The 12,738-nt window shown below is 57.2% G+C and carries 8 protein-coding genes; 4 read left to right on the top strand and 4 right to left on the bottom strand.

From position 1 onward, the window contains the following. The 4 genes from AC1DK3_RS02215 to AC1DK3_RS02200 form a co-directional block, all read right to left on the bottom strand. Positions 1 to 1,122, bottom strand: coding sequence for an efflux RND transporter periplasmic adaptor subunit (locus AC1DK3_RS02215; protein ID WP_477190664.1), 1,122 nt, complete (start codon positions 1,120 to 1,122; stop codon positions 1 to 3). Between the two features lie 342 nt (positions 1,123 to 1,464). Continuing rightward, entirely contained in the window at positions 1,465 to 2,289 is an 825-nt protein-coding gene (gene ppk2, locus AC1DK3_RS02210; RefSeq protein ID WP_477190663.1) for a polyphosphate kinase 2, read from the bottom strand. Between the two features lie 150 nt (positions 2,290 to 2,439). Then, positions 2,440 to 3,501 (bottom strand): calcium/proton exchanger, encoded by a 1,062-nt coding sequence (cax, locus tag AC1DK3_RS02205; protein ID WP_477190662.1) that lies wholly within the window; start codon positions 3,499 to 3,501, stop codon positions 2,440 to 2,442. 25 nt (positions 3,502 to 3,526) lie between these two features. Beyond that, positions 3,527 to 5,308: a SulP family inorganic anion transporter gene (locus AC1DK3_RS02200; RefSeq protein WP_477190661.1), complete on the bottom strand. Its 1,782-nt coding sequence runs from the start codon at positions 5,306 to 5,308 to the stop codon at positions 3,527 to 3,529. Between the two features lie 508 nt (positions 5,309 to 5,816). On the opposite strand from AC1DK3_RS02200, the gene AC1DK3_RS02195 reads away from it, so the two are divergent. The 4 genes from AC1DK3_RS02195 (at position 5,817) to AC1DK3_RS02180 (ending at position 12,651) form a co-directional block, all read left to right on the top strand. After that, positions 5,817 to 8,069, top strand: a complete 2,253-nt coding sequence (locus AC1DK3_RS02195) for a DUF3141 domain-containing protein (protein ID WP_477190660.1) — start codon at positions 5,817 to 5,819, stop codon at positions 8,067 to 8,069. A 43-nt stretch (positions 8,070 to 8,112) separates the two neighbouring features. Continuing rightward, complete coding sequence (locus AC1DK3_RS02190; RefSeq protein ID WP_477190659.1) at positions 8,113 to 8,541, top strand: hypothetical protein; 429 nt, start codon at positions 8,113 to 8,115, stop codon at positions 8,539 to 8,541. Positions 8,542 to 8,793: 252 nt separating this feature from the next. Beyond that, a complete protein-coding gene (gene fabI / locus AC1DK3_RS02185; RefSeq protein ID WP_477190658.1) occupies positions 8,794 to 9,576 on the top strand; it encodes an enoyl-ACP reductase FabI in 783 nt (260 codons plus the stop codon). 318 nt (positions 9,577 to 9,894) lie between these two features. After that, complete coding sequence (locus AC1DK3_RS02180; RefSeq protein ID WP_477190657.1) at positions 9,895 to 12,651, top strand: TonB-dependent receptor; 2,757 nt, start codon at positions 9,895 to 9,897, stop codon at positions 12,649 to 12,651. Positions 12,652 to 12,738 lie beyond the last annotated feature (87 nt).

The raw sequence follows: 12,738 nt of genomic DNA, 5'->3' as shown, positions 1-12,738 counted from the left end.
TCAACTCCGATCGGCGGTTCCGGGCAAAGGTGTTGCGATGACCGATGATCCCGGACGGACCGACTGCAAGCCCTCCACGATCACCTTCTCTCCGCCTGATAGGCCTTCCTCGACTATGATGTCGCTTCCACTCTCACTGCCCGTTTTGATCCGCCGGACCGATGCTTTGCCGTCATCGACGACGAAGACGTAAACACCTTGCTGATCTGCAATGAGAGCCGCCTGGGGGACGACGACTTTTTCCTTGGGCTCGCCGGATTGAATGGCAACGCGCACCAGTTGTCCGTCTATCAACGCGCCGGTCGGATTGGGAAACTTGGCGCGCACGAGAACGGTGTCAGTCGAGCGATTGACCGTAACGTCCACAAAATCGATGGTGCCAACGCGGTCATATGTACGGAGATCGGCGAAGCGCAAGGTCGCCTTCAGTTGCGTGACGTCGAGTTGGCGCCCGCTCTCCTGTACTCGCAAAAATTCCCGTTGGCTGACCGGGAACGTAACGTACATCGGATCTTGGCTGACGATGACCGTGAGTGGACCGCTATCAGGGCCAACGACATTTCCTTTGGTTACGCTCGTCCGGCCGATTTTTCCGGCGATCGGCGCTGTGATGTCGGTGTACCCCAGGTTGATCTTGGCCGTATCGAGAGCCGCTTGGTTGACGAGAATGGTTCCCTTGGCTTGATCGTCCGCCGCGACCGCCTGGTCTCGCGCAACAGCGGTGCCGGCGTTTTTCTCGTAGAGCTCGCTCGCTCGTTTGAGCTGAACCTCACTCAAAACCTTGGAGGCTTTACTGCGCTCCAACGCCCCTGCAGATTCGTTTACCGCCGCTTTAAAGAGCCCGCTCTCGATGCGATAGAGAGGCGCGCCAACGCCGACCATGTCGCCTTCTTTAAATAGAACCGCTTCCAAGTAGCCCGTAATTCGCGCCCTAACCTCGACACGGTCGATCGCTTCAACGCGCCCCACAAAATCCAGGGCGGACGACACAGGCTTGCGTTCCGCGCTCGCTACGCCAACGGAAATTTTCTCTGATTCGCCCTGTTGTGCATGAGCCTGTTGTGCAGGTGCTTGGGAGGCGCCCAAGCACAAGACCACGACCGCGATATTGGCAAGGCGCATTCGGCCTCCCTTAAAATAATCGCCGACTGAATGACGTGTTCTGCCGAACTTTTATACTTTTCGTGGACAAAGCCTTCGCTAACAATACGCCGTTGACGGCGCCGGGTCACTCACTCGTATCAAGTGTCGTCGCACACGGTTACCGTCGTTGCGACCCGCGCAAAGATCCACCTATTCCGCCGCCGCTTGCACGGGACAGAGTCCTATACGCAGCATTAGGATTAAGCGGGAAAGACCGCCATGGCCCCTTCAGTATTACTCAACTATGACGCCAGAGGCGACGCTCGTGACGGCGATGCCCGGACCGGCAGTGGCAGTGACTGCATGACGGATGCTTCTCGATCAATGTGGCTCGGGAATAAATTTGAAGGGATACGCATCGCCGGAATCGCCGACATGCCTCTTCGGCAGCTTGACCTTGTCACGCTTTATTTCGACATAAGGAATTCGGCTCAGAAGGTGTTCGATAATGTTCAGCCGGGTTCGTCTTTTGTCATCTGACCGCGCTACATACCACGGCGCCCAGGGTGTATCGGTCGCCGAGAACATCTCGTCCCTGGCACGGGAATAGTCGTCCCAGTGGGTGTAGGATTTCAGATCCATCTTTGACAGCTTCCAGATCTTTCGACCATCATCGATGCGCGCCTCTAGCCGCTTCGTTTGCTCGTCAGGGCTTACCTCCAGCCAGTATTTGATGAGAACGACGCCGGAGTCGACAATCGCTTTTTCCACTTCCGGCACGATCTTCAGGAAGCGCTGTGCCTGTTCCTCCGTACAGAAGCCCATCACACGCTCGACGCCTGCGCGATTGTACCAGCTGCGATCAAAGATCACGATCTCGCCGCCGGCTGGAAGGTGAGGTAGATAGCGCTGAATGTACATTTGAGTCTTCTCGCGCTCCGTTGGGGCCGGAAGCGCAACCACGCGAAAGATGCGCGGACTTACTCTTGCTGTTATAGCTTTGATGGTGCCGCCTTTGCCGGCTCCATCGCGTCCCTCAAATACGACGCAGATCTTCTGGCCCTTGTGACGAACCCATTCCTGCAACTTTACGAGTTCGACATGAAGCTTCTCAAGCTCGCGCTCGTAGTCCTTGCGCTTGAGTTTCACATTGTGTGACGTCGCTTCTTCGTATGAATGAGCTTTAGCGTCTTTGCCGTGTTCCATGTGAGTCCTCAGCCAAACCGAGTGCCCAACCGTCGCCAATTCGAAGCCCAAGCCGATTGTGGCTGATAAAGGCTGCGCTTGAAACAACTCATCATGTTTTTAGCTATTAATTCGCTATTGCGTCGCGAGAAGCGAATGAGAAGCGGCCGGCTAAGCTTGCGGAGTCAGATAGAAAGCAAGGCCCAGTATCAGGTAAACCGCGAGTAGTTGCACGCCCTTTAACCAATCTGACCGGCCATCGCCTGCGATTTGCCCCGTGATCACCACCGCCACAAACACAGCGAGCAGCAAGCCCTTCCCGAACAGGAGATCCATGGGCTGTGGTCCAATAAGCAAGCTCGCCAGAACAAGGACAGGCGCTACGAAGAGCGCAACTTGAATACTTGATCCAATCGCAATCGATAAGCTGAGGTCCATGCGGTTCCTTGCAGCTGCGGTAATGGCGGTTGAATGCTCGGCAGCATTTCCGATTATCGCGATGACGAACACGCCAACGAAGATGTTGCTCAGTCCGAACGTGTGCGCGGTCGGCTCGACCGTGCCAACGAGGATCTCGCTCAGCCACGCAATTGCAACGGTGCAGGCTGCAAGGACTAAGATCGATCGTGCGAGCGTCCATGCTTGCGCTTGCTCGCCATTCTCCGAGGCCTTGGCGCCACGAAAGAATGTCGGATGAGTCCACAAGGAGAATACGAGAAACATGGCGTAGACAGCCAAAAGCACGAGCGATATCGAGATGCTCAGCGCTCGCTCGCCTCCGGCATACCGCTCTCCCACCAGAACACCGTAGGCGGCCGGAATGACGAGCGCGATGACCGCTAAGGTCAGCATCGTCGCCTCGGCGCGGGCACCCGCAAGATTGAAATGCTGTTCGCGATAGCGCAGGCCGCCAGCCAGCATGGCAGCGCCAAGCACAAGAAGAATGTTTCCGACGATCGAGCCGACAATAGTCGCTTTGACGACATCATGAAGTCCGGCGCGCAATGCGGCGAGAGAAATGATCAGCTCTGCCGCGTTACCGAATGTAGCATTGAGTAGCCCGCCAACGCCTTCACCGGATCGGTCCGCAAGCTGCTCGGTTGCGCGCCCAAGCCATCCTGCCAAGGGAAGTATAGCGATCGCTGCCGAAGCGAAGATCAGCGCATAATGGCCCGGGGCGAAGTGGTTAAGCGCGATTGCGACAGGGCCAAAGACCAGCAACCAATTCGGCATCGTTTGTCTCCGCGGTTCGCGATGGTCATGGACGCCTGTCCTCCCAATCGACCCAGTCAACAGGGTGAGTGTCCAGGTAGGCGCTGACGGCTGCGCCGACGGTTGGGAAGAACGACTGCTCACCGAGTGCTGTGAGCAATCCGAAACGCTTCAACTTGTCTTTGACTGGGTCTTTCAGCTCCGCAAACGAAAGCTTTATGCCTGCCTCTCGCAAGGTGCTGTCGAGTTCCGCCACCACGTCCGCCGCGGTGACGTCGACGCTTGTTACCGGCTCCGCGGCAACGACCACCCACTGCACCGGCGTCCGCGAATTCTCGACGGAGGCAATCACGCTTTGCTGAAACAGCTCCGCGTTCGCGAAAAACAAGGGCGCGTCCCAGCGGAAGAGCACAAGACCGGGCACCTGCCGGGCCTGCGGGTAACGAACGATGTCGTGATAGCCTTTGACGCCTTCCGCCCGGCCGAGAATGGCGAAGTGGGGCCGCCAGGCGTCCCAAAGGAATTCGATGACGGCCACGATCACAGCGAGCGCGATTCCCTGGATGGCACCGAACACGGCGACGCCAGCAAAGCACAGCATCGACAGCCAGAACTCCCATTTCTGCATGTGATAAATGCGGACCAAATCGTGGACCTCGATCAGTCCAATCGCCGACGCGATGACGACCGCGGCAAGTGCGCTCATCGGCAGGTGTTGCAGCAAATTCGGCGCCGCTATGATGAGTAGGGCCACCGCAATCGCTCCTACGACGCCGGTCATTTGCGTCTTTGCGCCAGCCGCCTCTGCGACCGGGGTGCGGGATGAACTACTGCTAATTGGAAAGCCCTGAAAGAATCCGGCTGCGAAGTTGGCTGCTCCGAGGCCGATGAGTTCCTGATTGGGATCGACGTATGTTCGCGTACGCGCAGCGTAGGCGCGCGACAGGACGCTCGTATCGGCAAAGGAAATGAGAGCGACGGCGAGGCCGCCGGACAGAACTGCCGTAAAATCCGCCGTGGTGATCCAAGGCACAGCGAACGCCGGCAGACCCTGCGGTAATGGACCGAGAACCGATACGCCTGCGTTCTCGGACAAGCCGAAGATTCCCACGACGGCCGTCGCGCCGATGACGGCGATCAATATCCCCGGGACGATCTTCAATCGCTTGAGGATGAAGATCGCCGCCAGGGTTACGGCTCCAACGCCGAAGGCGACCCAGTTCACGCGTCCGTTGAGTATGCCGTTACCGATCGCCCAAATATCGCGTAGGGGACCGGGACTTTCTACCGAAAATCCCAACAATTTTGGCACTTGGCTGAGCAGCACCGTCAATGCGATGCCATTCATGTAGCCGTAGCGAATGGGCTTCGAGAGAAGCTCCGTCACAAAGCCGAGCCTCGCCAATCCCGCTCCGATGCACACAATGCCCGAGACGATGGCCATTGCACTCGCAAGAGCCACCGCGCGCATTGAATCGCCTGCCGATAGGGGCAGCACGACAGCAAGAATGACGGCGGCCAGCGATGAATCCGGTCCAAGCACAAGAATGCGGCTTGGGCCAAAGACGGCGTACACGAGCAACGGGATAATGGTCGCGTATAAGCCATAGATGCCCGGCACGCCCGACGCGACGGCGTAGGCAATTCCGACAGGCACGAGCATCGTGGTGAGCACCAAGCCGGCCACGAAATCATGCCTCAGCCAGCCAGCATCGTACTCCTGCAGCAGTCGAATGCCGGGAAGCCAACGCTTCAGGCCGGATTGGTTTATAGCGTCGTGCCGACGCGATAAGCGGCCTTTTCTGGGCGCGGACGGATCAATGGTCATCTCTGGCGCCCCGAGGGCGCAGTTCCGCAATCACTTTGCAAACTGCTATCTCACAATTGCGCTGTTGGGCAGCGGCCGCAAGAGAGAGATATTCGTTGCGCTCCCCACCGGAGCCTTCTTGCAATGCACAAGCAAATCCCGCTCGCGCTATCGCCTGAACGCAACTGGTAAAAGGCGCTCAGCGCTTGCTGAACGAGATCCAGCATTCGATAATTGGTCTTTATGCTGTATTTTAATCAATCGATTGCGAGCGGCCTTCGCGGAAGAAATGCGCTTCGAAATGGCGTTGGCAATTTACTCAACTGCAATGCGAACAGGCTTGGGACCGCGCTGCAAGTGATCGATTCTGGGTTATGTCGGCGAACTATCGTTAATGAGCGAGATCGCGCCGAGCTTTGATCTGCAAACTCACGCTTGCGATTTATCACATCCTAATCTTGATTTCGATCGACGTCGGCATATGCTTCAAAAAGTTCGTATGCAGGCTGATAAATTGGAGTAACCGGACATGGCAGATCCAACGATCTCAGCCGTCCGAACACCGAGCAACACGTGGCCTCTCGACTTCGCTCACGACACGTGGACCTATTCGATCGATGCTTGGCAGCGGAGCATTCTCTTTCTCGATGCGCTCGAGCAAAGAGGCTCTCAGTATCATGAACACGCAGCCAAGCGCGCGCCGCACGTTCTGAAATTCGCCTGCGAGCTTGTCATCGATGGCCGGACATTGTCAAAACCTGTGAACTACGCGCTCGTACGCATAGTCCCGTCTGAGGACGACAAGCCCGACAAACATAAGCGGCCATTTGTGATCGTCGACCCAAGAGCTGGGCATGGGCCCGGCATCGGCGGGTTCAAGCCGCAGAGTGAGATCGGCGCGGCGATGAAGGCCGGGCACCCTTGCTATTTCATCGGCTTTCTCCCGGAGCCGGTTCCGGATCAGACAATCGAAGACATTGCACAGGCCGAAGCCGTCTTCATTCAGCATGTCATTGGTCTCCATCCGGAGGCAGAGGGCAAGCCAGCCGTTATCGGCAATTGCCAGGCGGGTTGGGCCGTCATGATGGTCGCGGCCGCGCGGCCTGAGCTTTTCGGCCCGATCATCATCGCAGGGGCTCCCCTGTCGTATTGGGCCGGAGCGCCGAAACAGAATCCCATGCGTTACACCGCCGGTTTGCTTGGCGGCACATGGCTCACCGCTCTGCTCGGAGATACTGGGAACGGCAAGTTCGACGGCGCGTGGCTCGTGTCGAATTTCGAGAACCTCAATCCCGCAAATACTCTTTGGGCCAAGCACTACAATCTCTACTCGAAGGTCGACACCGAGACGCCGCGATATCTGGACTTCGAACAGTGGTGGGGCGGACATGTGCTGCTGAACGCCGGCGAGATGCAGTTCATTGCCGATGAATTATTCGTCGGAAACAAACTCGCCACGGGCGAGATCGCATCGTCCAATGGCGGTCGTATCGATCTGCGTAACATTCGCTCGCCGATTGTCGTGTTCTGCTCGAAGGCAGACAACATCACGCCACCGCCGCAGGCCTTGGATTGGATCCTCGATCTCTACGACAGCGTTGACGACATACKGGCTCACGGCCAGACGATCGTTTACGCGGTGCACGAGTCCATCGGACATCTCGGCATCTTTGTTTCGGGCTCGGTCGCCATGAAGGAGCACGATCAATTCGCGAGCAATATCGATCTTATCGATGCACTACCGCCCGGTCTCTACGAAGCTGTGATGACTCCCAAGAACGGTAACGAAGCCGGGGCCGAATTCATCGGGGGCGACTATCTCGTCCGCTTCGAAGCCCGCACATTGGATGACATCCGCGCGCTTGGCGGCAACAGCGAGCATGACGATCGCGCGTTTGCAACCGTCGCTCGCCTTTCCGAAATCAACCTAGGGCTCTATCGGACGTTTGTGCAGCCATGGATGGGGGCCTGGACCAACGAGACGACCGCAGAGTGGATGCGCAGGTTTCATCCTCTCCGGATGCAATATGAGATTTTCTCCGACTCCAATCCTCTGCTGCAGCCCCTGCTCTCGAATGTCGAGTGGATCAGAGAAAACCGCCGACCTGTTCCGCAAGACAACGCCTTATGGCAGGCGCAGGAAAGCTTCAGCGAGTGGTTCATTGATACGCTCGATACCTATCGCGATCTTCGCGACAACGCGATTGAAGCATGGTTTCACGCATTTTACGGTTCGCCGCTTTTGCAAGCACTCGTGGGTCTCAAAGCGAGCGACGATAAACCTCGCCGAAGACCGAATGACCCCGTCGCCAACCGTGCGCTGATCGCGCAAAAAATTGAAGAGCTCAAGAGCCGGATATCAGACGGCGGTCCGCGAGAAGCCATTATCCGCGCGCTTCTTTATATCCGCATGCCCGATGGAGTCGTTGACGAGCGCGGCTTCAATCTTTTGCGGCGCATGCGGGAAGAGACCGGCAAAGGCGTCACTCTCGCGACATTCAAACAAATCGTGCGCCAGCAGTTCCTGATGCTGTTGCTGGACGAGCGCGGTGCCGTCAACGCCATTCCGTCAATGCTCGCAAGAAATCCGGATCTTGCCTTCAGAATGAAAGGCAAGCTCGACCGTATGATCGAGGTCGTCGGTGTCGGAAGCAAGCCAACGCGGGAGCGGCTGGCGGAGATCGACGCCATCTTCGAATCCGATGAGTTGCAGAATTTGACCCGGCAACACGCGGCCGCTGCTCCAACGGTGCAAACAGTCAGAAGTTCGAAGCATCACTGAAAAAGCGGATTTCCGCCGACCGAAGACAGAAGGAGAAGAAATCATGCCAGGACTTTTGCGCCCCGAAGATCTGCAGATGATCGCCTCCGACGCGGAAATGGAAGAGCTGAAGCGCGAGCAAAAGCTCAGTCAAAGCAAGAAACAGCAGCAACGCGAGCTGCGCGAAGCCTTCATGTCGCGCAAAGTCGCGCCTGAGGCCGTCGAGCGCATCAACAATGCCGTGCGCATCGCAGCTCAAAACGGACATCATCACCTACAGGTCATTACGTTCCCGTCGAACTACTGTAGCGACGGCGGTCGACGCATCAACATAGCGGATCCCGAATGGCCAACGACGCTAACCGGCTTCGGCAAGGACGCATTCGAATTCTATGACGAGCAATTGCGTCCACTCGGGTACAAGCTTCGCGCAGAGATCGTAAGTTTTCCCGGCGGGATGCCTGGTGAGGTGGCACTTTCCCTTGTGTGGTAACCTTTTTCGAAGGAGAGAGGTTATGGCGAAGGCAGCCATCTCAGAATTGCGTCGCCACGAGAAGTAGGAACTATCTTGGCTCGGCATCGAGCTCTCTGAACAAGCCAACGCGAACAACGAGCTTCGAATTTCGCGGACGGGATCGCGCGTCGCTTGCTACGTGCTGCCGACCGATGAGGAGCTGACGATCGCGCGGCACACGCTCCGGACGCTGCGAGCGCATACTATAGAATCGCGGGAGGAAAAGCGGGCATGATCGACGTTGCATCGCTGAACCTGCTCAAGGGTAAAAAGGCGCTAGTCACCGGCATCGCGAACGATCAGTCGATTGCGTGGGGATGTGCCAAGGCCTTTCGGGCCTTCGGCGCCGATGTTGCAATCACCTATCTCAATGACAGGGCCAAGCCCTACGTCGAGCCTCTCGCTAAAGAGATTGATGCCCCTATGTTGATGCCGCTCGACGTTCAGCAGGAGGGCCAGCTCGAGCAGGTATTCGAAAAAATAACGAAGGAATGGGGCAGGCTGGATCTTTGTGTTCATTCGATCGCGTACGCGCCGAAGGAAGACTTGCAGGGGCGCGTTGTCGATTGTTCCAAAGACGGGTTTCTTCGAGCGATGGAAATCTCGTGCTGGTCATTCATCAGAATGGCCAAGCTCTCCGAGCCCTTGATGACATCCGGCGGAGCCCTGTTCACGATGACTTATTACGGCTCGCAAATTGTGGTCGAGCATTACAACATCATGGGACCGGTGAAGGCTGCTCTCGAATCCGCGACACGCTACATGGCCGCCGAACTCGGGCCGAAAGGCATCAGAGTTCACGCGATATCTCCCGGTCCGCTGAAGACTCGCGCCGCCTCGGGCATCCCCGAATTTGATAAGCTCCTTCAAAAAGCACAATCGAAAGCGCCGAGCCGTAGTCTGGTTTCGATCGATGATGTCGGCATCGCGGTCGCGTTTCTCGGTATGGACGGAGCTAAGCTCATCACCGGCGAGACGCTATACATCGATGGCGGCTACCATATCATTGATTAGATCGAGCGCCGATGAGGCTCGCTGGGATTAGTTCAAGCGCAAGCGATCGCTCAGCGCCGCGAAACTCTTACAAATATGTAAACTTATTATCCTTGCGCGGAGCATTCAGTTGCTCCCCCGCAACCTTATTCATTCCGAACAAAAATCGGGAAAACTTTCCACTCCCATCGGGTTCGCCGTGTCCGCCAATGTGGCCTAGCTGAATTGTCGATTCTCGTTTGCCACAAACCGGGGAAGGCAAAGAGCAGAATCGATAACGCTACTGCGCGATGTTCTCCTGTTCGGAAGAACATACCGGCCGACATGATGGGGGACGGCATGAAGTATTCCGCTTTCTCCTTGGCGACTGTGGTCGCGTTGTGCGCGACGGCGGAAATCGCGGGGCCGGCGATCGCGCAAGATGCGGGAGGGGCGGCGCCTTCCACATCGACGCCGTCCACATCCACGCCAGCACCTTCCGGGGGCGCCACAACGCCGGGTGCGACTCTTCCGGAAGTGCAAATCATTCAGCAAAAAAAGCCGAAACCGGCCCCTTCCAAACAGGTGACCAAAGCGCCAAAGAAGGCGAAGCCGAGCCCATCCGAGCAAGTGAGCAAACCGCCCGTGAAAAAGCTGGCTCCAGTTGCGGCTGCGGCTGCCGTTGCGCCACCGGCATCTGGTCCACCGCCAGTCGCGCCGCCACCGGCTGTCGAATCCGATACGGAAGGCGTCTCGCAGGGCCTGCCCTACGAGGTTGCTCCCGGTCCGAGCACCGTCAAGATGTCGCCGATCAGCGGTAGTGAAATTCCAATCGAGAAAGTGCCGGGTGGCGTTAGCACGATCTCGGCTGGTGAGATCGCGCGGCTCGGGGCCGATTATGTCCCAGACGCCTTGGCGCACTATGTGCCCGGTGTGATCCTCAGTGACGTCCAAGGAAACGTCTTCCAGAACAACGTCGACTACCGAGGCTTCACTTCATCGCCAGTCGATGGCGTGCCGCAAGGACTTGCCGTCTACCAGAATGGCGTCCGCATCAATGAAGCCTTCGGAGATACGGTCAACTACGACTTTCTGCCCGCCATCGCCATCGGCAGCATAACGGTCATGAGCGGCAACCCGGTCTACGGCTTGAACGCGATAGGCGGCGCGCTGACGATCGATATGAAGGACGGATTCACATATCAAGGTTTGGAAACGGATGCGCGCTTCGGATCCTTCGGCCGGGCACAGGGCTCCATTCAGGACGGCACGCGATTTGGCAATTGGGCGACTTACATTGCACTCGAGGAAATTTACGACGACGGCTACCGCGATTTCGGAACGTCAGATATCCGCCGGATGTATGCCGATCTCGGAGTGAGAGGCGATGGCTCCGAGTTTCATATCAACTTTACCGGCGCCGATAACACCGTCGGCGTGGCGGCCGCTTCGCCTGTCGAGTTGTTGGATGAAAGGTGGAGCAAGATCTTTACATCCCCGCAATCGACGACCAATCAAATGGAGATGGTATCTGTCAACGGAAAGGTAAAAGCCACCGACAACTGGGACCTCGCCGGCGTTGCCTACTATCGCCACTTCAATCAGCAGCATGTCGACGGAAACATTTCCAACGCGAGCCCTTGCCCGATCTTGCCCTCAAGCACACAGACCGGAGCGTGCTTTCAGAACCTGGATGGCACCAATATCCTGCTGGGTGATACCAACGGAAATACAATCATCGTGCCGAATGACCTGACAGGTCTCGGCGAAATCGACCGGACGTCGGTCGACGCAAACAGTTTCGGCGTTTCACTCCAGGCGGTAGACAAAGAGAGGCTCTTCGATCATCACAATCAGTTCTTGGTAGGAGCCAGCATCGATCACGGCAACGTGTCGTTTCAATCCTCCGCCGGGCTTGGCTTTTTCCAACCGAATTTCGTCATAAGGGGGGGCGCCGGGTTTGTCGGGCCGTTCGGCCGGGGATGCGATCTCACGGGATCGGGAGATCCGGGCGACGGATGCACTCCGAATGGAACGCCCACGTTGTCCGAGATTCGGCCGGTCAATATTTCGACGACGAACACTTACTACGGTGTCTTCTTTGCAGACACCTTCGACGCGACGGATCGATTGGCCCTGACGGTCGGCGGCCGATATAATATCGCTGACCTGCGGATCCACGATGAAACAGGTCTGGCCCCGGACCTCAACAGTTCATCGAACTTTACGCGCTTCAATCCGATGGCGGGCGGCACGTATAAGCTCTTTGACGGGATTTCGGTTTACGCCGGCTATTCCGAGGCCAATCGCGCTCCGGTTCCTGCGGAACTCGCCTGCGCAGATCCCAACCAACCGTGCCTTCTGCCGAGCTTCTTGACGTCCGATCCGCCGTTGAAGCAGGTCGTCTCGAATACGTGGGAGGCGGGCTTCAGGGGGGAAAACACAAATATTCTGGCGCACGAAAAGCTGACCTGGAGTCTGGGTTATTTCCGCACCACTAACAACGACGACATCACTGAGGTCGCATCATCCATCATCGGGCGCAGCTCCTTCGCCAACGCCGGGGAAACACTGCGGCAGGGCCTCGAGGCGCAGGTGAATTACTGGTCGGGACGTCTGTTCACCTATATGGGATACAATTTCGTCGACGCTACATTTCAGAACGATCTGACTCTTCCCTCGCCCTTCAACCCTGCAGCCGATGCAGATGGAAATATCTTCGTCCACCCGGGAGATCGCATACCGGGCGTGCCGGCCCACAAGTTCAAAGCTGGCTTCGACTATGGTATGACACCGCGCTGGCGCGTGGGCGCTGATCTGATCGCTGCAAGCAACCAGATCTTCTTTCACGACGAATCCAATCAGAATGAGCCACTCGGTGGTTATGCGAAGGTCAACCTGCATACCTCCTACGATGTGACCAACAACATTCAGATCTACGGGCTCGTGGACAATCTCTTTGACCGGCACTACGGCGTTTACGGAACGTTTTTCGATGTTGAAGACGCCAATGACAGCGGCGCGGCTCTCGGAAGCATAACCTTTACGGATCCACGCACGATTATACCGGCTCCGCCAATCACGGCGTATGGCGGTATAAAGTTCAAGTTCAACTAGGGCGCCATGGCATCCGGAACCATAGCGTTATATGTTGAACTAAATCATTCGCCGTTCCCGCTCACGGGTTCGGCCCGCCGAAGAGGG

This window comes from Hyphomicrobium sp. 01T421 (assembly GCF_056398805.1).
This window is presented reverse-complemented; position numbering and strand designations above follow the sequence as displayed.